General features: G+C 67.5%; 21 protein-coding genes. 19 read left to right on the plus strand and 2 right to left on the minus strand.

Annotation, left to right across the window (positions count from 1 at the left end; translation table 11 throughout):
- Positions 1-19 precede the first annotated feature (19 nt).
- From ACSQ9A_RS10780 to ACSQ9A_RS10840, 13 genes are all read left to right on the plus strand, one after another.
- Complete coding sequence (locus ACSQ9A_RS10780) at positions 20-901, plus strand: sugar phosphate isomerase/epimerase family protein (protein ID WP_093109406.1); 882 nt, start codon at positions 20-22, stop codon at positions 899-901.
- Positions 898-2,064 carry an ABC transporter substrate-binding protein gene (locus ACSQ9A_RS10785; RefSeq protein ID WP_093109405.1) on the plus strand — a complete coding sequence of 389 codons (1,167 nt, stop codon included), beginning with the start codon at positions 898-900 and terminating at the stop codon, positions 2,062-2,064. Before ACSQ9A_RS10780 ends, ACSQ9A_RS10785 begins: the two co-directional genes overlap by 4 nt.
- A gap of 7 nt (positions 2,065-2,071) precedes the next feature.
- Complete coding sequence (locus tag ACSQ9A_RS10790) at positions 2,072-2,947, plus strand: branched-chain amino acid ABC transporter permease (protein WP_214695567.1); 876 nt, start codon at positions 2,072-2,074, stop codon at positions 2,945-2,947.
- Positions 2,944-3,939 (plus strand): branched-chain amino acid ABC transporter permease, encoded by a 996-nt coding sequence (locus ACSQ9A_RS10795; protein ID WP_436303637.1) that lies wholly within the window; start codon positions 2,944-2,946, stop codon positions 3,937-3,939. The genes ACSQ9A_RS10790 and ACSQ9A_RS10795 overlap by 4 nt, the downstream gene beginning before the upstream one ends.
- Complete coding sequence (locus ACSQ9A_RS10800; protein ID WP_436303638.1) at positions 3,936-4,721, plus strand: ABC transporter ATP-binding protein; 786 nt, start codon at positions 3,936-3,938, stop codon at positions 4,719-4,721. Before ACSQ9A_RS10795 ends, ACSQ9A_RS10800 begins: the two co-directional genes overlap by 4 nt.
- Before the next feature lie 2 nt (positions 4,722-4,723).
- Positions 4,724-5,479, plus strand: coding sequence for an ABC transporter ATP-binding protein (locus ACSQ9A_RS10805; protein WP_214695574.1), 756 nt, complete (start codon positions 4,724-4,726; stop codon positions 5,477-5,479).
- Between the two features lie 12 nt (positions 5,480-5,491).
- Positions 5,492-6,535 carry a Gfo/Idh/MocA family protein gene (locus tag ACSQ9A_RS10810; RefSeq protein WP_436303639.1) on the plus strand — a complete coding sequence of 348 codons (1,044 nt, stop codon included), beginning with the start codon at positions 5,492-5,494 and terminating at the stop codon, positions 6,533-6,535.
- The gene (locus tag ACSQ9A_RS10815) at positions 6,532-7,368 is read left to right on the plus strand and encodes a shikimate dehydrogenase family protein (RefSeq protein ID WP_093109400.1); all 837 of its coding nucleotides are present in this window, start codon (positions 6,532-6,534) and stop codon (positions 7,366-7,368) included. Before ACSQ9A_RS10810 ends, ACSQ9A_RS10815 begins: the two co-directional genes overlap by 4 nt.
- A 13-nt stretch (positions 7,369-7,381) precedes the next feature.
- The gene (gene pcaB, locus ACSQ9A_RS10820) at positions 7,382-8,593 is read left to right on the plus strand and encodes a 3-carboxy-cis,cis-muconate cycloisomerase (RefSeq protein ID WP_436303640.1); all 1,212 of its coding nucleotides are present in this window, start codon (positions 7,382-7,384) and stop codon (positions 8,591-8,593) included.
- Positions 8,590-9,003, plus strand: coding sequence for a carboxymuconolactone decarboxylase family protein (locus ACSQ9A_RS10825; RefSeq protein ID WP_093109398.1), 414 nt, complete (start codon positions 8,590-8,592; stop codon positions 9,001-9,003). The genes pcaB and ACSQ9A_RS10825 overlap by 4 nt, the downstream gene beginning before the upstream one ends.
- Entirely contained in the window at positions 9,000-9,764 is a 765-nt protein-coding gene (locus ACSQ9A_RS10830; RefSeq protein WP_436303641.1) for an alpha/beta fold hydrolase, read from the plus strand. The genes ACSQ9A_RS10825 and ACSQ9A_RS10830 overlap by 4 nt, the downstream gene beginning before the upstream one ends.
- A 16-nt stretch (positions 9,765-9,780) precedes the next feature.
- Positions 9,781-10,455, plus strand: coding sequence for a DsbA family oxidoreductase (locus ACSQ9A_RS10835; protein WP_093109396.1), 675 nt, complete (start codon positions 9,781-9,783; stop codon positions 10,453-10,455).
- A 101-nt stretch (positions 10,456-10,556) separates the two neighbouring features.
- A complete protein-coding gene (locus ACSQ9A_RS10840) occupies positions 10,557-11,396 on the plus strand; it encodes an isocitrate lyase/PEP mutase family protein (protein WP_436303642.1) in 840 nt (279 codons plus the stop codon).
- Here ACSQ9A_RS10840 and ACSQ9A_RS10845 read toward each other — a convergent pair.
- Positions 11,391-12,257 (minus strand): LysR substrate-binding domain-containing protein, encoded by an 867-nt coding sequence (locus ACSQ9A_RS10845; protein ID WP_436303643.1) that lies wholly within the window; start codon positions 12,255-12,257, stop codon positions 11,391-11,393. The genes ACSQ9A_RS10840 and ACSQ9A_RS10845 overlap by 6 nt on opposite strands.
- Positions 12,258-12,323: 66 nt before the next feature.
- On the opposite strand from ACSQ9A_RS10845, the gene ACSQ9A_RS10850 reads away from it, so the two are divergent.
- The 3 genes from ACSQ9A_RS10850 to ACSQ9A_RS10860 all read left to right on the plus strand — a co-directional run bounded on the left by ACSQ9A_RS10850 (position 12,324) and on the right by ACSQ9A_RS10860 (position 15,132).
- On the plus strand, positions 12,324-13,514 hold the full coding sequence (locus ACSQ9A_RS10850; protein ID WP_436303645.1) for a YbfB/YjiJ family MFS transporter: 1,191 nt from the start codon (positions 12,324-12,326) through the stop codon (positions 13,512-13,514).
- A gap of 16 nt (positions 13,515-13,530) precedes the next feature.
- Positions 13,531-14,124 carry a carboxymuconolactone decarboxylase family protein gene (locus tag ACSQ9A_RS10855; RefSeq protein ID WP_436303646.1) on the plus strand — a complete coding sequence of 198 codons (594 nt, stop codon included), beginning with the start codon at positions 13,531-13,533 and terminating at the stop codon, positions 14,122-14,124.
- Between the two features lie 114 nt (positions 14,125-14,238).
- Positions 14,239-15,132 carry an amino acid ABC transporter substrate-binding protein gene (locus tag ACSQ9A_RS10860; RefSeq protein WP_436295186.1) on the plus strand — a complete coding sequence of 298 codons (894 nt, stop codon included), beginning with the start codon at positions 14,239-14,241 and terminating at the stop codon, positions 15,130-15,132.
- 25 nt (positions 15,133-15,157) lie between these two features.
- Here ACSQ9A_RS10860 and ACSQ9A_RS10865 read toward each other — a convergent pair whose 3' ends face one another.
- A complete protein-coding gene (locus tag ACSQ9A_RS10865) occupies positions 15,158-16,063 on the minus strand; it encodes a LysR family transcriptional regulator (RefSeq protein ID WP_436306283.1) in 906 nt (301 codons plus the stop codon).
- A gap of 106 nt (positions 16,064-16,169) precedes the next feature.
- On the opposite strand from ACSQ9A_RS10865, the gene ACSQ9A_RS10870 reads away from it, so the two are divergent.
- From ACSQ9A_RS10870 to ACSQ9A_RS10880, 3 genes are all read left to right on the plus strand, one after another.
- Positions 16,170-17,471 carry an aminotransferase class V-fold PLP-dependent enzyme gene (locus ACSQ9A_RS10870; RefSeq protein WP_436303647.1) on the plus strand — a complete coding sequence of 434 codons (1,302 nt, stop codon included), beginning with the start codon at positions 16,170-16,172 and terminating at the stop codon, positions 17,469-17,471.
- 63 nt (positions 17,472-17,534) lie between these two features.
- Entirely contained in the window at positions 17,535-19,262 is a 1,728-nt protein-coding gene (locus ACSQ9A_RS10875) for an ABC transporter permease (protein ID WP_093109389.1), read from the plus strand.
- 19 nt (positions 19,263-19,281) lie between these two features.
- Positions 19,282-20,580, plus strand: coding sequence for an ABC transporter ATP-binding protein (locus tag ACSQ9A_RS10880; RefSeq protein ID WP_436303649.1), 1,299 nt, complete (start codon positions 19,282-19,284; stop codon positions 20,578-20,580).
- The last annotated feature ends 22 nt before the right edge of the window (positions 20,581-20,602 follow it).

The following is a 20,602-nucleotide window of genomic DNA, read 5'->3' on the forward strand; positions in this document are numbered from 1 at the left end:
AGGGCGCGCGCAAAGCATCATGGCCATCTCCCTCGACCGTTTCGGCTTCAACACCGTCACCATGGGCGGCGACCTCGGGCACAAGCTCGAATGCATGAAAGCCGCGGGTTTTTCCGGCGTTGAGCTGTGGGCGCGCGACCTGATCGCGCACCCCGCCGGCGTCGAGAAAGCGGCCGAACTGGTGAAGGCCAGCGGCCTCAAGGTCACCGACTTCCAGCCGCTGCGCGATTTCGAATGCGCGCCCGACGCCATGCGGCCGCACCGGCTCGAGATGGCGCGCGAACAGCTGCGCCAGATGGCGCTGGTCGGCGCCGACCTGCTGCTGGTGTGCTCCACCACCTCGCCGCTGGCCATCGACGATCCGGAGCGCGCGGCCGAAGACTTGCGCACGCTCGCGACGCTGGCCACGCCGCTCGGCATCCGCATCTGCTACGAGGCCCTGTCCTGGGGCCGCCACGTCAACCGCTGGCACCAGGCCTGGGACATCGTGAAGCGCTGCAACCGCCAGAACGTGGGCCTCAATCTCGATTCCTTCCACATGTCGGTGCACGGCGACGACACGCCCGAGACGCTCGCGCAGCTGGCCCAGGTGCCGGTCGAGAAGATCTTCCTGGTGCAGCTGGCCGACTACTTCTTCGAGTACAGCGACCGCCAGGCCGACATGATCGAGCTCGCGCGCCACCAGCGCCTGTTTCCGGGCGAAGGCCTGCACGACGTGCGCGACCTGGTGCAGCTGCTCGAGGACAAGGGCTACCGCGGCCACTACACCTTCGAGGTGTTCAACGACGACTATGTGAATTCCGACCCCATGGTGGTCGGCCAGCGCGCCATGAAGAGCGCGCGCTGGATTAGCGAGAGCCACGTGAGTACCAGCAATTCAACCCCAAGGAGACAAGCATGACCATCGTTCAGTCGCGTCGATTCGCGATCCAACTCATCGCCGCCTGTGCCGTGGCCGCGGGCGCTTCAGGCGCCTTCGCGCAGAACACGATCAAGATCGTCAACATCGTGGAGCTCTCGGGCGGCGGTGCGACCGCCGGCACCAACTTCAAGAACGGCGTCGAGCTGGCGGTGAAGGAGATCAACGCCTCGGGCGGCATCCTCGGCAAGAAGATCGAGTCGAGCACCAGCGACACGCAGAGCAATCCCGGCGTCGCCAAGGGCCTGACGCAGAAGGCGGTGGACAACGAGGTCTTCGCCATCTTCGGCCCCGTGTTCTCGGGCTCGATCATGGTCAGCATGGCCGAGAGCCGCCGCGCCGAGATTCCCAATTTCACCGGCGGCGAGGCGGCCAGCATCACGCAGCAGGGCAACAAGTACATCTTCCGCACCAGCTTCACGCAGACCACCGCGATGCCGAAGGTCGCGCGCTACATCGACCAGCAACTGAAGGCGAAGACGCTGGCCATGATCTACGTGAACAACGACTTCGGCAAGGGCGGCCTCGATTCGATGAAGAAGGCGCTGGCCGCCACGCCGGTGAAGATCGCGGCCGAGATCTCGACCGAGCCGGGCCAGATCGACTTTTCCGCCGCGGTGCTGCGCGCCAAGCAGAGCAATGCCGATGCGCTCTTCGCCTACAGCAACGAGGAAGAGTCGGCGCGCCTGCTGCGCGAGCTGCGCAAGCAGGGCTGGACCAAGCCGATCATCGGCGAGACCACGCTCACCGGTCAGAAGGTGATCGACCTCGCGGGCGAGGCCGCCAACGGCGCGATCGCGCACGTGGGGCTCACGGTCGACGCGCCGAACCCGGCCATCCGCGCCTTCCGCGCCAAGTTCGAGAAGGAGTACAAGTACGTCTCGGACCACAACGGCATGAAGGGCTACTCGGGCATCTACCTGTTGAAGGCTGGGATCGAGAAGGCCGGCAAGCTCGACCGCAAGGCCGTGGCCGCCGCGCTGCACGGCCTAAAGGTAAGCACTGCGCAGCAGCCCGGCGTGCTGATGGACGTCAGCGTCGACGCCAACGGCGACCTCGACCGCGAAAGCTTCATGGTGGAGGTGAAGAACGGCAAGCAGGAAGTGATCGCCACGCTGCCGGCCCTGGGCGCAGCCGCCAAGTAGCCCCACCATGACGGACTTCATCCAGCTCTTCTTGAGCGGGCTGGCCACCGGCAGCATCTATGCGCTGGCTGCGCTGGGCTTCACGTTGCTGTGGCAGGCCAGCGGCACCATCAACTTCGCGCAGGGCGAGTTCGTGATGCTGCCGGCCTTCGCGATGCTCGCCTTCATGTCCTTCGGCGCACCACTCTCGCTGAGTTTCGTGCTGACGATCGTGGTGGCGGTGTTCGTGCTGGGCTGGCTCTTCAAGCGCGGCCTGGTCGATCCGCTGTTCAAGTTCGGGATGATGCCGATCGTGGTGGCCACCATCGGCCTGTCGATCGCGCTGCGCAACGGCGTGCGCGCCGGCTACAGCGCCGAGGCCCATCCGTTCCCCAGCCTCTTCGCCGACAAGCTCTTCAACGTGGCGGGGGTCACCGTCACGATGGCCGACCTCGGCACCTTCGGGCTGGCGGTGGCGATCGTGCTGGCCACGCAGGCCTTCATCTCGAAGACCGTGACCGGCCGCGCGATGCAGGCCGTGGCGCAGAACACCGAGAGCGCGAGCGTGCTGGGCATCAACGTGCCGCGCATGATCTTCTACACCTTCGCCATCAATGCGGCGCTGGCGGTGGCGGCGGCGCTCTTGGTCACACCCACCTACCTCGCCAAGTTCGACATGGGCGAGGGCCTGGGCACCAAGGCCTTCTTCGCGGCCATCATCGGCGGCTTCAACAACTCGCGCGGCGCGCTGCTCGGCGGCCTGATCGTCGGCGTGGCGGAGAACCTGGCCTCGGCCTACATCTCGCCGGCCTACAAGGACGCGGTGGCGCTGGTCATCTTCATGGTCGTGATCCTGTTCAAGCCGCAAGGCCTGCTGGGCAAGAAAGAGGAGCGCAAGGTATGAAGAAGATGCACCTCGCGCTGATCGCCGTGGCTGCGGCCGCGCTGCTGATCGCGCCCAACTTCCTCAAGAACTACGGCATCTACCTGCTGAGCTACTGGCTGGTGTTCATCATCGCCACCATGGGGCTCAACCTGACGGTGGGCTATGCGGGCCAGAAGTCGCTGGGCCATGCGGCCTTCTTCGGCATCGGCGCCTACACGGTGGCGATCCTCATGAAGGCCGGCATCAGCTTCTGGCTGGGCCTGCCTGCGGCGGCGCTGCTGTGCTTCGCGGTCGGCCTGGTGCTGGGCTTTCCGGCGCTGCGCGTGCAGGCGATCTACCTCGCCTTCGCCACGCTGGGCTTCAACACCGCGATCTGGCTCTTGATGCGCAACGAGGAGTGGCTGACCGGCGGCACCTTCGGCATCAACAACATCCCGCGGCCCGAGCTGGCCGGGCTGTCGCTGGAGGGCAACCTGGCCTACTACTACTTCGTGCTCGCCGTCGCCGTGCTGCTCGCGCTCCTGCTGTGGGGCCTCCTGCGCTCGCCCTGGGGCAAGGCCTTCACCGCGCTGCGCGACAACCCGATCCGCGCCGAGAGCCTGGGGATCAGCGTGCGCAGCTACACCTTGCTGAGCTTTGCCATCGGCGCCGCCTATGCGGGCATCGCCGGCGCGCTGTTCGCCTCGCTGGTGCAGTTCATCGAGCCGGCGCCCTTCACCGTGGCGGCCTCGATCATGATGTACCTGATGGTGGTGGTCGGCGGCCCCGGCTACTTCTGGGGGCCGGTGCTGGGCGCGGCCGTCGGCGTGATCGTGCCCGAGTGGCTGCGCGACGTGCCGGGCGTGGCCGACTGGTACCTGCCGCTGTTCGGCGCCGCCGTGGTGGTGCTGATGGTCTGGCTGCCGGACGGCCTGCTCTCGATCCCCGATCGGATCCGGGCACGCCGCGAAGCGCGCGAGGCCTCGGCCGCGCGCTCCGCTGCTGCCGCGAGCATGGGAGCTGCCACATGAACGCCGTGCTTGCGGAAGCTATCGTGCCGGAGCAGCAAGTGGTGCCGGTTCTTCGCGTGACCGATCTCAGCAAGGCCTACGGCGCCATCCAGGCCGTCGGCGGCGTGAGCTTCGAGGTGCGCCCCGGCGAGATCTTCGGCGTGATCGGTCCCAACGGCTCGGGCAAGACCACGCTGTTCAACAGCATGCTGGGCCAGATCGCACCCGATGCCGGCCGCATCGAACTCAAGGGCGAGGACGTCACAAAGCTGGGTCCGCTCGAGCTCAACCGGCGCGGCGTCGGCCGCACCTTCCAGACGCTGCAGGTGTTCGGCAAGATGACGGTGCGCGAGAACCTGATCGTCGCGGCGCAGGAACACCAGGGCAGCATGTTCAGCCGCATGTTCGCGCCCGGCGACTCGGGCCTGGGGCCGAAGGCCGACGCGCTGATCGACCAGTTCCGCATCCGCCACGTCGCGAACAAGAAGGCCGGCACGCTCTCCTACGGCCAGCAGAAGCTGGTGGACATCGGCATGGCCTTCATGAGCGAGCCCGACCTGGTGCTGCTCGACGAGCCGTGCGCAGGCGTCAATCCCAGCCTGGTCGGCGGACTCTCGACCCTGCTGAAGGACCTGAATCGCACGCGCCGCGGCAGCTTCGTCGTGATCGAGCACAACATGGACTTCGTGATGGACCTGTGCCACCGCATCATGGTGATGGTCGAGGGCAAGGTCATGGCGATCGGCACGCCGGCCGAGATCCGCGCCAACAAGCAGGTGCTCGACGCCTATCTCGGGAATTGATCATGACCACCACCGACACCTGCATCGAATTCGACAACGTGCTGGCGGGCTACAAGGATTTCATGATCCTCAACAACCTGTCCTTCAAGGCCAGGCGCGGCAAGATCACGCTGCTGCTCGGGCCCAACGGTGCGGGCAAGTCGACCGTGCTCAAGACGCTGTTCGGCCTGCTCAAGGTGCGCAACGGGCGGGTCCTGCTCGATGGCGAAGACATCACCGGCGCCAGTCCCAAAGACCTGCTGGTGAAGCACGGCATTGCCTTCGTGCCGCAGGGGCGCAATCTGTTCGGCCAGTTGACGGCCTATGAGAACCTCGAGCTCGGCGGCATCACGCTGGGCATGAAGACCACGCACGAGCGCATTCCCGAAGTGCTCGAGCTCTTCCCGCGCGTGAAGGAGCGCATGAACAGCGCGGCTTCTTCGCTCTCCGGTGGCGAGCAGAAGCAGCTCGAGGTCGGCCGTGCGCTGCTGCTGCGGCCCAAGGTGCTCTTGATCGACGAACCCTCGATCGGCCTGTCGCCGATGGTGGTGCAGGACGTGTTCAGGCTGTTGCGCAAGCTTGCCGACCAGGGCACCACGGTGCTGATGGTCGAGCAGAACGTGAAGAGCGCGCTGAAGATGGCCGACGAGGCCATCGCGCTCGAATCGGGCCGGCTGGTGCTGCACAAGCCGGCCTCCGAACTGCTGGCCGATCCGAACATCGAACGCCTGTTCCTCGGCGGCGCGCATGCCGCCGCGGCGCCGGCCGCCACGGTCTGAGGAGAGGGAGCGATGGACAGGAAGCTGCGCCTCGCGATCGCCGGCGCCGGCCTGATCGGCCGGGCGCATTGGATGCGCATGGTCGCGAACAGCGCCTGCGAATTGATCGGCTTTGCCGACCCGTTCCCGAGCGCGACTGCGCTGGCGGCCGAGGCCGGCGTGCCGCTGTACCCGGACCTGGAAGCGCTGCTGGCCGCGGCGCGGCCCGACGGCGTGGTCCTGGCCACGCCGAACGCGCTGCATGTGCCCGGTGCACTGGCCTGCGTAGCGGCCGGCGTGCCGGCGCTGGTCGAGAAGCCGGTGGCCGATTCCGTGGCGGAAGCCGAGCGGCTGGCCGCGGCGGTGGAAGCCTCCAACGTGCCGGTGCTGGTGGGCCATCACCGGCGCCACAGCGCCGTTCTCGAAGCCGCGCGCGAGACCATCGCCGGCGGCCGCCTCGGCAAGCTGGTGGCCGTGACGGCCAGCGCCACCTTCCACAAGCCCGACGACTACTTCGAGACCGCCTGGCGCCGGCAGAAAGGCGGCGGGCCGATCCTGATCAACCTGGTGCACGAGATCGACAACCTGCGCGCGCTGGTGGGCGAGATCGTCGAGGTGCAGGCCTTCGCTTCCCATGCGGCGCGCGGCTTCGAGGTGGAGGACACGGTCGCTATCAACCTGCGCTTCGCCAACGGCGCGCTCGGGACCTTCATGCTGTCGGATGCTGCGGCCAGTCCGCGCAGCTGGGAGCAGACCTCGGGCGAGAACAAGGCCTACGACCGCCATGCGGACCAGGACTGCTACATCATCGCCGGCACGCACGGCTCGCTGCAGGTGCCCACCCTGCGCGTGCTCGAGTACACGGGCGCGGCCTCGTGGTTCAGCCCGATGGTACGCAGCAGGGTCGACATGCAAGAGACCGATCCGCTCGCGCGCCAGCTCGCTCATTTCTGCGCCGTGGTGCGGCGCGAAGTGCCGCCCCGTGTCACCGTGCGCGATGCCATGCGCACGCTGGCTGTCACCCTTGCGGTCGCCGAGGCCGCGCATACCGGCCTTCGGGTCGCAATCCCATCATGACGATTTCCGGAAAGACCACCCTCATCGCCCACCTCGGTTATCCGACCGAGAGCTTCAAGGCGCCGATGATCTACAACCCCTGGTTCGAACAGCAGGGCATCGACGCGGTGGTGGTGCCGATGGGCATCAAGGCCGAGGACTATGCGGCCGCCTTCGCGTCGCTGTTCCGGCTCACCAACATCCGCGGCGCGCTCGTCACCATGCCGCACAAGATCACGACCATGGACCTGGTTGACGAACTGACGCCGGCCGCCAGGATCGCAGGCGCCTGCAACGCGGTGCTGAAGCGCGCCGACGGCACGCTCGTGGGCGACCAGTTCGACGGCGCCGGCTTCGTGCGCGGCGTGCTGCGCAAGGGCCGCGCGCTCGAAGGCGCGCGCGTGCTGGTGTCGGGCTGCGGCGGCGTGGGCTCGGCGATCGCCGCCTCGCTGGCCGCGGCCGGCGTCGCGCAGCTTTCGCTCTTCGACGCCAACGCGGCTTCGGCGAAGGCCCTCGCGGGCCGGCTCACCACGCACTACTCGAAACTGGGCGTCGCCACCGGCTCCAGCGACCCCGCCGGCTACGACGTGGTGGTCAATGCCACGCCGCTCGGCATGAAGGAGAGCGATCCGCTACCCTTCGACGTCGATCGCATCGCGCCGTCCACCTTCGTCGGCGAGGTCGTGATGAAATCCGAGTACACCCCGCTGCTGCGGGCCGCACGCGACAAGGGCTGCGCGGTCCAGGTCGGCACCGACATGCTGTTCGAAATGATCCCTGCGTACCTCGAATTCTTCGGCTTCGGCACTGCGACGCCGGAAGACCTGCGGGCCGTGGCGCAGATCGCCTATTGAGCGCCTATCTGCCATGAGCATCTTCGAAGGCTTCCTCTCCACATCCGAAACCCTGGCCGCATTCAGCGACCACAACTTCGTCGGCGCGATGCTGCGCTTCGAGGCCGCGCTCGCGCGCGCGCAGGCAGCCGAGGGCCTCATTCCCGAATCGGCAGCGCATTCGATCGCCGGCAGCTGCAAGGTCGAGCTGTTCGATGTCGCCAAGATCGTGCGCGACAGCGGCCGCGCCGGCAGTGTGGCGATCCCGCTGGTCAAGAGCCTCAAGGAGGCGGTGGGTTTGTTCAATGCCGAGGCAGTGCCCTTCGTGCATTTCGGCAGCACCAGCCAGGACGTGATCGACAGCGCGATGGCGCTGGTCACGCGCGAGGCGGTGGCGTTGGTCGAGGCCGACCTGGTCAAGGCGGCCCAGGCGCTGCTTGCGCATGCCAAGCGGCATGCCGCGACGCCGATCCTCGCGCGCACGCTGATGCAGCCGGCCTCGGTCACGAGCTTCGGGCTCAAGTGCGCCGGCTGGGCCGCGCCGCTGGTGCGCAGCCGCACGCGGCTGGCCGAGGCGGCGCGCCGCGCGCTGCAGCTGCAGCTCGGCGGGGCCGTGGGCACGCTGGCGCAGATGAAGGGGCACGGGCCGGCGGTGCGGCAGCGCATGGCCGAGGAGCTGGGCCTGGGCGACCCGGGCGCGACCTGGCACACCCAGCGCGACGAATGGATCGCGCTCGGCTGCGAGCTGGGCCTCATGGTCGGCAGCCTCGGCAAGATCGCGAAGGACATCGCGCTCATGGGCCAGTACGAAGTCGGCGAACTGGCCGAGCCCAGCGAGCCCGGACGCGGCGGCTCCTCGGCGATGCCGCACAAGCGCAACCCGGTGGCTTCGATGGTGGCGCTGGCGGCCGCGCAGCGCGCGCCGCAGCGCGTGGCCGCCTTGCTGGCCGCGATGCCGCAGGAGCACGAGCGCGCGCTCGGCGCCTGGCAGGCCGAGCTGGGCGAATGGCCCCAGTTGCTGATGTCCGCCCACGGCAGCGTGCGCGCGCTGGCCGGCGCCTTGCCCGGCCTGCAGATCGATGCCGCGCGCATGCGTGCCAACATCGACCGCTTGCGCGCGGAACTTCCGCGCGAAGCCGCAGACGAATGGTTTGATCCGGCGCTCGCCGAGCCGGCCGGCACGATCGCGCTGGCGCAGGTCAAGGCCTTGCAAACTCAACTCGACACACGAAACACCGCACGATGACTTCACCCGACTACGAAGCCGGTCTTCTCAACCGCCGCCGCATCCTCGGCGATGCCTGGGTCGACAAGTCGCTGGCCAACCGCAATGCCTTCAACAGCGAGTTCCAGGAACTGATCACGCGACATGCGTGGAACGACATCTGGGGCCGCCCGGCATTGGGCGACAAGACGCGCCGCTTCATGGTGCTGTCGATGATGCTGGGCATCCACGCGTACGAAGAATTTGCGATGCACGTGCGCGCCGCGCTCGACGGCCCGCCCGAATCGCGGCTTTCGCCCGAGGAGATCAAGGAAGTGATCATGATGGCCGCCATCTATTGCGGCGTGCCGGTGGCCAACCACGCCTTCGGCATCGCCACCGGCATCCTGCGCGAGAAAGGCCTGCTCGAAGAGCCCAAAGGAAATCCATGACCCGTTTGAATGTCATTCGCGAGGGCGAAGGCCCGATCGTCGTGCTGAGCCATGCGCTGGGTTGCGACCTGCACATGTGGGACGAGGCGGCCGCGGTGCTGGCCCGTGCCCACACCGTGCTGCGCTACGACCACCGCAACCATGGCGGCTCGGAAGTGGTGCCCGGTGCGTTCAGCCTGCAGGCGCTGGCCGATGACGCGGCGGCCCTGATCGAGCGCGAAGCCGAGGGCGAGCCGGTGCACTTCGTCGGCCTCTCGATGGGCGGCATGACCGCGCAGGCGCTGGCGCCGAAATATCCGCAGCTGCTGAAGAGCATCGTGATCGCCAATTCGTCGGCGCACTACCCCGACCAGGCGCCCTGGCGCACGCGCGTCGAGACCGTGCAGGCCCAGGGCGTGGCCGCAATCGCGCCCGGCGCCCTGGCGCGCTGGCTCACGCCGGCGTACGTGGCCACGCCGGAAGGCACCGAGGCCGCGCGCCGCCTGAACGACACGCTGGTCGGCACCGACGCCGCCGGCTACATCGCGAGCTGCGACGCGGTGAGCGCGATCGATTTCCGCGAGAGCAACCGTGCGTTCACCACGCCCACGCTGGTGATCGCCGGCCTGCGCGACGAGGCGACGCCGCTCGCGATGTCCGAGGCGATGGTTGCCGCCATTCCCGGCGCGCGCCTCGCCACCATCGACGCCGCGCACCTGAGCGCGGTCGAGCGGCCGGTGGAATTCAGCCAGTTGCTGATCGATTTCTGGCGCAGCCTCTGACAGAAAAGGAACATCCATGACCGCCCGCCTCAAGATCGATTTCGTCTCCGACGTGTCCTGCCCCTGGTGCGCCGTCGGCCTCGGTGCCCTCGAAGCCGCGCTCGAACGTGTGGCGCCCGAGATCAGCGCCGAACTGCACTTCCAGCCCTTCGAACTCAATCCGCACATGCCGCGCGAAGGCCAGGACGCCTTCGAGCACCTGAACCAGAAATACGGCTCTTCGCGCGAGCAGCAGGCGCAGGCGCGCGAAGCGATCCGTGCCCGCGGCGCGGCGGTGGGCTTCAAGTTCCGCGAAGAAGGCCGCTCGCGCGTCTACAACACCTTCGACGCGCACCGCCTGCTGCACTGGGCCGAGCTCGAGGACGGGGCCAAGCAGGTGGCGCTCAAGAAGGCGCTGCTCAAGGCCTGCCACACCGACGGCGAGAACCCCTCCGACCCCGAGCTGCTGGTGCGCCTGGCCGCCGAAGCCGGCCTCGACCCGCAACGGGCGCGTGCCATTCTCGGGAGCGACGAATACGCAGCGGAAACCCGCGAGCGCGAGCGCCTCTACACCGATGCCGGCATCCACTCGGTGCCCGCCATCATCATCAACAACAGGCACCTCATCTCGGGCGGCCAGCCGGTGGAAGTGTTCGAGCGCGCACTGCGGCAGATCGCCGGTGCCGAGCCGGCCGCCACCGCCCTGGCCTGAGCGCCGCGCGGCCGATTCGCTCGCGGAAAAGGAAAGGTGATGGATGGCGAACAGCAGTTTTTTCCAAGTTCGCAGCGCGTGTCGTCTCTAAGCTCGCCCTCATGCAATCCATCGAAGCCCGGAAGCGGGCAGAAACTTTTTATCGACTGCACGCCGGCCCGGGCGCGCTGACCCTGGTGAATGCGTGGGACGCCGTCAGCGCCCATGTTGTCGAGCGTGCCGGCGCGCGGGCCATCGGCACCACGAGCGCCGGCATGGCCTGGTCGCTCGGCCATGCGGATGGCGAGCAGATGCCTGCCGGCGAACTGATCGCCGCTTGCGCACGCATCTGCCGCGTGGCCAGCGTTCCGGTCAGCGTCGACATCGAGCGCGGCTTCGGTCGCAGCACCGAAGAAGTATGTGCCGTGGTTCGCGCATTGATCGACATGGGCGTCGTCGGCGTGAACATCGAGGACGGCGTGCTTCCCGGGACGCAACGCCTGGCGCCCCCGGAAATCCTGTGCGAACGCATCGACGCGCTGCGCAAGACGGCCGCGCAGATGGAAGCGCAGTTGTTCATCAATGCGCGCACCGACACCTACTTTGTCGCCAATGACGATGCGGCGGCGCGCTACGAAGACACCGTGCGTCGGGCGCAGCGGTACGCCGCGGCGGGTGCCGACGGCATCTTCGTGCCCGGGATGGATCGCGCCGAGGAAGTGGCGCGCTTCGTGCGCGCTGTTTCCTTGCCGGTGAATGTCTACGCGGGCTACGCCGGGGCGCTTCCCGTGGACGCGGCCACGCGCGCCGGTGCGCGGCGCGTCAGCCTGGGCTGCGGTCCCTTGCAGGCTGCGCTCGCCTTGCTTCGCCGCGTTGCCGCCGAGGCATTCGACGAAGGGCGTCATGACGCGATGAGCGCAGACATGCTCTCGGCGCGCGAAGTCAACGGACTCTTTTCATAGGCTTTTCTGCAGCATGCCGATCAGCCGCGCCAGCGCCATGGACGGCGTGCCGCGCCAGACCAGGTGGGTGCGGCTGGTCCGGATGCGTTCGGGCAGCGCGTGCTGGCGCACGTCGGCCGTCGCGCGCAGGGCCTTGAGCACCGAGACCGGCACGATGGCGAAACCCGTGCCCGCGGCCACGCAGGCGATCATGGCCTGGTAGGAGGAGAACTCCAGCGAACGGACCGGCGTGACGCCGCCCTTGCCCAGCCACTGCTCGAGCAGGCGGCGGTACGAGCAGCCTTGCGCGAACGCGATCAGCGTGGCGCCGGCGAGGTCGCCCGGTCGCGTGACGGAGGCCACGCTGCGCGCGGTGACCAGCACCAGTTCTTCCTCGAACACCGACATCGTCTCGAACCCCGGCGCGGAGAAAGGCTCGGACACGAAGGCCGCTTCGACCTCGAAGGCGTTCACCCGTTTCAGCAGCGCGCCCGTGGTACCGGTGACCAGCTCGACCACCACGCCCGGGTAGAGCTTGTGGAAGCGCGAGAGCACCGGCGCGAGCCGGCTGCCGGCCGTGCTTTCGAGCGAACCCAGCTTGAAGGTGCCCAAGGGCAGGTCGCTGCGCAGCTCGCTCTCCGCCTCGTCGGCCAGGCGCAGCAGGCGGTCGGCATAGGGCAGCAGCTTGTGGCCGGCGGGCGCCAGCGCGAGCGAGCGGCCCTGGCGCAGGAACAGCTTGTGGCCCAGCCGCTCTTCGAGCTGCTGGATGCGGGTCGTGATGTTGGACTGCACGCGGTTGAGCTTGCCCGCCGCGCGGATCACGCCGCCCTCGGCCACCACGGTGCGAAAAATCTCCAGGGAGTCCAGGTCGATCGTTCTCATATGAAGAATGATTGTTCTCGATAATTCATTTGTGGAGCATCCGCATTCTGCGTCTAATAGCGACCCATGTCGAACCCTTTGATCACCGCACCGCAACCGTCTTTCATCGCGGTCTGCACCGCGGGCCTGCTCGCGCTGGCGATGGCGATGGGCATCGGGCGCTTCGCCTTCACGCCCATGCTGCCGCTGATGATCCGCGCCGGCAGCGCCGACGTGGCAGCCGGCGGCTGGCTCGCCGCGGCCAACTACGCGGGCTACCTGCTGGGTGCGCTCACCACTGCGCGCGTCCCGCTGTCGCCGCAGCGCGTTGGACTGCTGGCGCTGGCCGCGATTGCGCTGTCGACCGCGGCCATGGGCTGGACCGGCTCGCTCGCGCTCTGGCTGTTGCTGCGCTTCATCGCCGGCGTGGCGAGTGCCTGGGCGCTGGTGAGCACCAGCGTCTGGTGCCTGGTCTGGCTGGCGCGTTTCGATCGGCCCGCAGGTCCCGGCCTTCTGTATGCCGGGGTCGGCGCCGGCATCGCAGCGGCCGGTCTCTATTGCTGGCGTGCGGGTACGGCCGGCCTGGCACCCGATGCGCTGTGGCTGCAGCTCGGCGCGCTGGCGCTGGTGGGCCTGCTCGCGGTGGCAGCGCTGATGCCGCGCGGCGCGATCGTATCGGCAGCGCCCGCGAATGCTGCCGCAACGGCACCGGCCGGCGGCGTCTCATGGGGCCTGGTGATCTGCTACGGCATCCTCGGTTTCGGCTACATCCTGCCGGCCACCTTTCTGCCGGTGCTGGCGCGCGCGGTGGTCGACGATCCGGCCGTCTTTGGCGCCGCCTGGCCGGTGTTCGGTGCGGCGGCCGCAGTGTCGACGCTGCTCGCCAGCGTGGTGCTGGCGCAGGTTGCGCGCCGCCACGTGCTGGCCGGGAGCCACGCATTGATGGCGCTGGGCTGCCTGCTGCCGGTGCTGCACCTGTCGGCCTTTACGGTGCTGCTGGCCGCGCTGCTGGTGGGCGGCACCTTCATGGTCGCGACCATGGCCGGGATGCAGGAGGCGAGGGCGCGCACCGTGGGCGATCCGACGCGCGCGCTGGGCCGCATGACAGCGGCCTTCGCCATCGGCCAGATGGCCGGGCCGGTGCTCTCGTCCGCACTGAGCGGCAGCGCGCAAGGCTTCGGCGGCCTCTTCAGCGCGCTGGCCGTGGGTGCCGTGGCGCTGCTCGGAAGCGCATGGTGGCTGCTTCGCGCGCGCATGATCCCCGTCTCTCTCCATTGAAGAAAGGAATCCCTCCATGTTCGAACAAGGCCATACCCGTCCCTGGGCCGAGCGCCTGCCGATGCCGGCGGCCGACGCGATGTCGCAGGCGCAGCGCGCCGCCGCCCAGGCGCTGATCGATGGTCCGCGCAAGGCGGTCTTCGGTCCCTTCATCCCCTTGCTGCAAAGCCCGGTGCTGATGGAGCGCATCGGCAGCCTCGGGGAGTACCTGCGCTTCGACAGCCAACTCGATGCGCGCGTGCGCGAGCTCGTGACCTGCGCGGTCGCGCGCCATGTGGGCAACCAGTTCGAGTGGGTGCTGCATGCGACGGCGGCGGTCAAGGCCGGTGTCAGTGCCGAGGCCATCGAAGCGCTGCGCCTCGGCCGGCGCGCGGCACCGTTGGCGCAGGACGAGCAGCTCGCGCTCGATCTCGCGCTGGAGCTGCTGCACCACCACGGCGTGAGCGAGCCGACCTACGCCGCGGCCGAGGCCCGCTTCGGCAAGCAGGCGGTGGTCGAACTCAGCGCGCTGGTGGGCTATTTCACGATGGTCTGCTGGGTGATGAACGTGGCGCACACGCCGGTCAAGGGGGCCGAGGGGCAGCCGGGGCTGGAGGCCTTTCCGCTCTAGTCCTTGCCGCTATTGATCACTTTATGGCCTTCAAGTCGATGAAAATAAATCGCTTTTAGAAACGGGTGCTCGCTTCGAGAATTTGCGCCAACGCAACCTTCCCGAAAGCTCCCGATGAAATTTCGACTCTCATTGACCTTGGGCCTGAGCGCCGCGCTGCTGTGTTCCACCGCGCTGGCTCAAAGCGACACGCTGAGCAAGATCAAGGCGAATGGAAGCATTTCGATCGGTGGCCGCGACAGCCAGATCCCGTTCTCTTACAAGCCCGCCGGCGGCGGCGATCCGGTCGGCTTCACCAACGACATCTGCCTGAAGATCGTGGATGCGGTCAAGGCCAGGCTCGGCATGCCCAACCTGGAGGTGCGCTACACGATCCTGACCTCGACCAACCGCATCCCGCTCTTGACCAACGGCACCGTCGACCTCGACTGCGCGACCACCACGAACACGGTCCAGCGCCAGCAGCAGGTGGCCTTCGCCCCGAGTCATTTCGTCACCAGCATCACGGCCGCGGTGAAGAAGGACTCCGGCATCAATTCGCTGGCCGAGCTGAATGGCAAGACGGTCTCGACAGTCGCAGGCAGCACCGGCGTCCAGCTTCTGCGCGCCTATCGCAAGTCCGGGAACATCGAGGTCCAGGAAGTGGCCGCGAAGGACACGGCGGATGGATTCCTGCTCCTCGCATCCGACCGCGCGGCCGCCTACATCCTCGACGACGTGCAACTGGCAGGCCTGATCGCCACGTCGCCGAAGCCGGGCGACTTCAAGATCCTCACGGCGGAGTCGCTGCGCCAGGAACCCTACGGCATCATGTACCGCAAGGACGACCCGCAGTTCAAGGAACTGGTGGACAAGACGGTGACCGACCTGATGAAGTCGGGCGCCATCGAGCAGATCTATGCCAAGTGGTTCATGAAGCCGATCCCTCCGACCAATGCGAACCTGAATTTCCCGATGACCGAGGCGGTGAAAGAGGTCTACAAGAACCCCAACAACAAGGGCGTGTGAGACGACGGCTCGTGCGTGGCCGGTGTCATCCCTTGACGGCCTGAAACATCCGGGTGAAGTCGCAGCACGACTGGGCCAGCATGATGATCGATGCCAGCAGCGAACTCCGGTGCTCGCCCTTGTACATCGCGACGTAGGTGACGGGCGGCAGGGCGGGCGTCACCTTGATCAGCGCAAGCGACCCTTCTTCCAGCATCTGGCTGACCGCTTCCTTAGGCAGGTAGCTCACGCCCAGGCCGGATATCGTCAATCCGATCAAGGCCACCAGGTTGTGGATGACGATGGGGTTCGAAGGCTGGACGCCCAGATCCTTCATCCAGCTGTCGTAGAGCAGACCCGTCCCGGATTTCACGCCCTGGATCAGCATGCGGTGGCTCGCCAGTTCGTGCAGGCGGATCGCCTTGCTGCTCTTGACGAGGCCCGGCTTGCACATCCAGGCACTCTCGACCTTGCCGATCGCCTTCTTGGGAATCCGCGTATCGACGAATGCATCGGGCACGACGATCAGGTCCAGTTCGTCTGCCAGCACCTTCTCGCGCAGGTTGACGCTGCTGTCCACGTCCGGCTCGAGGGTGACCTTGGGGTAGTGCTCCTGGATCAGCTCGACCCAGCGCGGCAGCCAGGTCATCGCCGTGAGTTCGGTGACGCCGATGCGAACGCGGCGTTCGATCACGTCGACCCGGCTGAACTGCTCGACCGCGGCATCGCGCTGATCGAGCAGCTTCTTGGCCAGCACGAACATCTCCTCGCCCTTGTCGGTGAGACGCGCGGAACGCTGGCTGCGATCGAACAGCTCGGTGTCGAACACCATCTCGAGTTCGTGGACCCGCTTGGACACCGCCGACTGCGAGGTGTGCAGCTTGTGGGCGGCCAGCGCGAAGCTGCCCAGTTCGCCGATCCAGTACAGAGCCTCAAGCTGCTTGAAAGTCATCATCATCGAGGCCTCTTTTTCTCATCGAATCGTATCGAAAAATATCGCTTTTGGAAATCTTTGGCCGCTTCGAAAATCAACTCTTGCCGAACCATGGAACACCAGAATGAACATCGCTGAAGGCGAACTCTTTTCCGACGCATTGATGAAGGAGGTGAAGAGCCGCTTCCACTACGTCGACCACGACATGAATGGCCGCGAACGTCTCTTCTTCGACAACGCAGGAGGGTCGTTCCGATTGAAGGCCGCCGTCGATCAGTTCGCCCGCATCGACGCCCTGCCGGATTGCCCGGAGCGCATCCACGAACTCGCGATCTTTCTGCAGGAGGTCCAGGTCAGGGGAACGGAAGACCTTCGCACGATCCTGAATGCCAAGAGCGGCAGCGTCTACGCCTCCCTCACGGCCTCGGGCGGGATGTTCGACATGGTCCGCGCGGTCGCCGAGAACATTCCCGGCACGAACATGGTGACGACCGTGCTCGAGCATCCGTCCTCCTTCGACGCCATGTCCCTCTACGCCGAGCGTACGGGCAAGGAGCTGCGGGTCGCGAAGTCCAACCCTGCCACCGGCGGGATCGATGTGGAAGAGATCGTCGGCCTGGTCGACGAGAACACCTCCTTGCTGAGCGTGATCTATGCGTCCAACATCTCCGGCGCCAAGCTCGACATCCACGAGATCGTGAAGCAGGCGCGCGCCGTCAAGCCGGATCTGTACATCGTCGTGGATGCCGTGCAGCACGCGCCGCACGGCCTGATCGATCTGCAGAAGACGCCGGTGGACGGCCTCAACATCGCGCCCTACAAGTTCTTCGGCTGCAGGGGATCGGGCATGTCGTGGCTGTCGGAACGCGCCTCGGTCCTGCCGCACCACAAGCTGGCCGGCAAGAAGAAGGACTTCTGGGATCTGGGCAGCGCCGCGCCCTGGCAGTTCGCCGTCGTGACCGAGATCGTGAACTACGTGTGCTGGCTCGGCGGCCGGTTCATTGCGAGCGACGACCGGCGCACCCTTTTCGCCAGCGGCATTCAGAGCATCGAGCTGCACGAACGTGCCCTGCTCGCGCGCATGCTCAACGGCAGCGAGGGCATCGCCGGCCTGCGCCGGATGGACGGCGTGAAGGTATTCCTCGACCACGAAGACCTGACGAAGCGCGACCTGATCCTGGCCATCGGCATCGAGAATCTCGAGCACGCCCAGGCCGTGCGCGAGTACGAGAAGCGCGGGGTCATCGTCTATGAACGCGTCGCGACGAGCCTGTACTCGAAGCGGATGCTGCATTCCTTCGGCCTCGAAGGGGCCGTGCGCGTGTCGCCGCTGCATTGCAATTCGGCCACGGACATCGACCGTTTCCTGAAGGTCACGCGCGAGATCAGCGAGGCATTTGGTCAGGTTCGCGCACGGGTTGCATAGGCACAATGGCGGCCCGCCGCGGGCCAGGGTCTGCGAACATCGGCCCCCCGCGTCCGCCGCCTCATGCTCGACAAACGCTTTTTCCCGCGCCAGACGGTCGCTTCCGGCGGCAACCGCTGGGACTGGGCCTTGCTGCCGCTGGTGCTGGCGCTGCTGTTCGCGCTGGCCTGGGGCGGCTCGCAGATGGTGCGGCCCTACGAGCTGGGGGAGGCGCTGCCGATCAGCCTCGACCCGTGGATGCTGCCGTACTACCTGCTGCGCACGACGCTGCGCATGTTCCTGGCCCTCTGCGCATCGCTGATCTTCAGCTGCATCTTTGCCGCGCTGGCTGCCAAGTACCGCGCGGCGGAGCGGGTGCTGGTGCCGGTGCTCGACATCCTGCAGTCCATTCCGATCCTCGGCTTCCTGTCGATCACCGTCACCGGCTTCATCGCGCTCTTCCCGGGCAATCTGCTCGGCGTGGAGTGTGCGGCGATCTTCGCCATCTTCACCTCGCAGGCCTGGAACATGGCCTTCAGCCTGTACCAGTCGCTGCGCACCGTGCCGGCGGAACTGCGCGAGGCGGCGGCGGTGTTCCAGCTCTCGGGCTGGCAGCGCTTCTGGCGCCTCGAGCTGCCGTTCGCGATGCCGGGATTGCTGTGGAACATGATGATGTCGATGTCCGGCGGCTGGTTCTTCGTCGTCGCCTCCGAGGCCATCTCGGTGTCAAACCAGAGCATCAAGCTGCCGGGCGTGGGCTCCTACATCGCGACGGCGATCGAGGCGCGCGACCTGGGCGCCATCGGCTGGGCGATCGGCGGCATGCTGGTCGGCATCGTGCTCTACGACCAGCTGTTCTTCAGGCCGCTGATCGCCTGGGCCGACAAGTTCCGCTTCGAGGAGGGCGGCGGCGAGGATGCGCCGCGCTCCTGGCTCCTGACCTGGCTGCGCCGCACCGACAGGCTGAAGCACATCGCGCTGCGTTTCGTGCGGCTGCTCGAACGCTCGCTGATGTTCTTTCGGCGCGACCATGACGGCACCTCGATCAAGGCCCGCCCGCGGCCGCTCAACCCTGCCGTGGCGCGCGTGTGGGACGCGACGCTGGCCGCGGCCGTGCTGCTGGCGGCCGCCTGGCTCGTGCGCTTCATCCATACCGAGGTCGGCTGGTCCGAGGTCGTGCACGTGTTCGTGCTGGGGCTCTACACGCTGGCGCGCGTGCTGGTGCTGATCGCGCTGGCGGCGCTGGTGTGGGTGCCGGTCGGCATCTGGGTCGGCATGAATCCGCGCTGGGCCGAGCGGCTGCAGGGCGTGGCGCAGTTCCTGGCCGCGTTTCCGGCCAACCTCATGTTCCCGGTGGCGGTGCTGTTCATCGTGCGCTGGCACCTGAATCCGAACATCTGGCTGGCGCCGCTGATGGTGCTGGGCACGCAGTGGTACCTGCTCTTCAACGTGATCGCCGGCGCGTCGAGCGTGCCGACCGAGCTGCGCTATGCAGCCCGGAATCTGGGCCTCGGCGGCTGGCTGCGCTGGCGGCGCTACCTGCTGCCGGCCGTGTTCCCGAGCTTCGTCACCGGCGCCATCACGGCCAGCGGCGGCTCGTGGAACGCCAGCATCGTGGCCGAGTACGTGACCTGGGGCGACACCACGCTGCAGGCTGCGGGCCTGGGCAGCTACATCGCCCACATGACGGCCATCGGCGATTTCCCGCGCATCGCTTTGGGCATCGGCGTGATGTGCGTGTTCGTGATGGGCATGAACCATTTCGTCTGGCGCCGGCTCTACGAACTGGCCGAAAACCGGATGCATTTCTGATCTGCAAGGAGGAACAAGCATGGCCGAAGCCATCGTTGAACTGAAGGGCGTTCGCAAGTCCTTCCGCTCCGCCGACGGTGCCGCGCGTCCGGTGCTCGAGGGCGTGGACTTCCGGCTCGCCGAAGGCGAGATCGTCGCGCTGCTGGGCCAGTCGGGCTCGGGCAAATCGACGCTGCTGCGCATCCTGGCCGGCCTCATCGGCGTGGACGGCGGCGGCGTGCGCTACCGCGGCCAGCCGCTGTACGGTCCGGCGCGCGGCATCGCGATGGTGTTCCAGTCCTTCGCGCTGTTCCCGTGGCTCACGGTGCAGCAAAACGTGGAGCTGGGGCTGGAGGCGCGCGGCGTCGAGCCGGCCGAGCGTGCGCGGCGTGCTGCTGCGGCCATCGCGCTGATCGGCCTCGCGGGCTTCGAGGGCGCCTTGCCGCGCGAGCTCTCGGGCGGCATGCGCCAGCGCGTGGGCATCGCGCGCGCGCTCGTGGTCGAGCCCGAGGTGCTGCTGATGGACGAGGCCTTCTCCGCGCTCGACGTGCTGACCGGCGAACGCCTGCGCGACGACATCCTGCAGCTGTGGGACGGCGGCGCCATGCCGACCAAGGCGATGCTGGTCGTTTCGCACAACATCGAGGAAGCGGTGCTCATGGCCGACCGCGTGCTGATCTTCGCCAGCGACCCGGGCCGCGTGCGCGCCGAGCTGCCGATTGCGCTGCCGCGTCCGCGCGACGGCGAAAGCCTGGAAGTGCGCGCGCTGATCGACGAGGTCTACATGCTCATGACCGGCGCCGACGCTGCCGAGCGCGCGCGCGAGGAGCCGCTGCACATGCACCTGGGCGACCGGCTACCCGATGCCGACGTCGGGCGCATGGAGGCCCTGCTCGAGATGCTGGTCGAAGACGACCGGCAAGGCCGCGCCGACCTGCCGCAACTGGCGGAAGAAGCCGAACTCACCGACCAGGAACTGCTGCCGCTGGCCCAGGCGCTGGCGCTGCTCGGCTTCGCGCAGCTGGCCGATGCCGACCTGCACCTCACGCCGCTGGGACAGCGCTATGTGGAGGGTGCGCACACGCTGCGCCGGCAGCTCTTCGGCCAGCAGCTGCTGGCCCACGTGCCGCTGGCGGCGCACATTCGCCACAGCCTGGAGCAGGCCCCATCCGGGGAACTGCCCGAAGAGCCGTTCCTGCATTTGCTGAGCGAGAGCCTGGACGCCGTGGAAGCCGAACGCGTGCTGCGCACCGCGATCGAATGGGGCCGTTACGGCGAGGTGTTCGAGTACGACTTCCACACCGGCCTGATCCACCTGCCGGAGGGCGGCGAGCCCTAGACCTCGGCGTTCACAGGACGTT

The sequence above is a fragment of the Variovorax sp. LjRoot290 genome (genome assembly GCF_964253985.1).
In the GTDB taxonomy this organism is placed as follows: domain Bacteria; phylum Pseudomonadota; class Gammaproteobacteria; order Burkholderiales; family Burkholderiaceae_C; genus Variovorax.

Excerpts from the sequence above, each read along its gene's own strand:
- ACSQ9A_RS10795 (WP_436303637.1), top strand. The coding sequence starts at position 2,944 with ATGAAGAAGATGCACCTCGCGCTGATCGCCGTGGCTGCGGCCGCGCTG.
- ACSQ9A_RS10780 (WP_093109406.1), top strand. The coding sequence starts at position 20 with ATGGCCATCTCCCTCGACCGTTTCGGCTTCAACACCGTCACCATGGGC.
- ACSQ9A_RS10785 (WP_093109405.1), top strand. The coding sequence starts at position 898 with ATGACCATCGTTCAGTCGCGTCGATTCGCGATCCAACTCATCGCCGCC.
- ACSQ9A_RS10880 (WP_436303649.1), top strand. The coding sequence starts at position 19,282 with ATGGCCGAAGCCATCGTTGAACTGAAGGGCGTTCGCAAGTCCTTCCGC.
- ACSQ9A_RS10865 (WP_436306283.1), bottom strand. The coding sequence starts at position 16,063 with ATGACTTTCAAGCAGCTTGAGGCTCTGTACTGGATCGGCGAACTGGGC.
- ACSQ9A_RS10845 (WP_436303643.1), bottom strand. The coding sequence starts at position 12,257 with ATGAGAACGATCGACCTGGACTCCCTGGAGATTTTTCGCACCGTGGTG.
- ACSQ9A_RS10830 (WP_436303641.1), top strand. The coding sequence starts at position 9,000 with ATGACCCGTTTGAATGTCATTCGCGAGGGCGAAGGCCCGATCGTCGTG.
- ACSQ9A_RS10805 (WP_214695574.1), top strand. The coding sequence starts at position 4,724 with ATGACCACCACCGACACCTGCATCGAATTCGACAACGTGCTGGCGGGC.
- ACSQ9A_RS10870 (WP_436303647.1), top strand. The coding sequence starts at position 16,170 with ATGAACATCGCTGAAGGCGAACTCTTTTCCGACGCATTGATGAAGGAG.
- ACSQ9A_RS10840 (WP_436303642.1), top strand. The coding sequence starts at position 10,557 with ATGCAATCCATCGAAGCCCGGAAGCGGGCAGAAACTTTTTATCGACTG.
- ACSQ9A_RS10815 (WP_093109400.1), top strand. The coding sequence starts at position 6,532 with ATGACGATTTCCGGAAAGACCACCCTCATCGCCCACCTCGGTTATCCG.
- ACSQ9A_RS10835 (WP_093109396.1), top strand. The coding sequence starts at position 9,781 with ATGACCGCCCGCCTCAAGATCGATTTCGTCTCCGACGTGTCCTGCCCC.
- ACSQ9A_RS10855 (WP_436303646.1), top strand. The coding sequence starts at position 13,531 with ATGTTCGAACAAGGCCATACCCGTCCCTGGGCCGAGCGCCTGCCGATG.
- ACSQ9A_RS10800 (WP_436303638.1), top strand. The coding sequence starts at position 3,936 with ATGAACGCCGTGCTTGCGGAAGCTATCGTGCCGGAGCAGCAAGTGGTG.
- ACSQ9A_RS10825 (WP_093109398.1), top strand. The coding sequence starts at position 8,590 with ATGACTTCACCCGACTACGAAGCCGGTCTTCTCAACCGCCGCCGCATC.
- pcaB (WP_436303640.1), top strand. The coding sequence starts at position 7,382 with ATGAGCATCTTCGAAGGCTTCCTCTCCACATCCGAAACCCTGGCCGCA.
- ACSQ9A_RS10790 (WP_214695567.1), top strand. The coding sequence starts at position 2,072 with ATGACGGACTTCATCCAGCTCTTCTTGAGCGGGCTGGCCACCGGCAGC.
- ACSQ9A_RS10810 (WP_436303639.1), top strand. The coding sequence starts at position 5,492 with ATGGACAGGAAGCTGCGCCTCGCGATCGCCGGCGCCGGCCTGATCGGC.
- ACSQ9A_RS10875 (WP_093109389.1), top strand. The coding sequence starts at position 17,535 with ATGCTCGACAAACGCTTTTTCCCGCGCCAGACGGTCGCTTCCGGCGGC.
- ACSQ9A_RS10860 (WP_436295186.1), top strand. The coding sequence starts at position 14,239 with ATGAAATTTCGACTCTCATTGACCTTGGGCCTGAGCGCCGCGCTGCTG.
- ACSQ9A_RS10850 (WP_436303645.1), top strand. The coding sequence starts at position 12,324 with ATGTCGAACCCTTTGATCACCGCACCGCAACCGTCTTTCATCGCGGTC.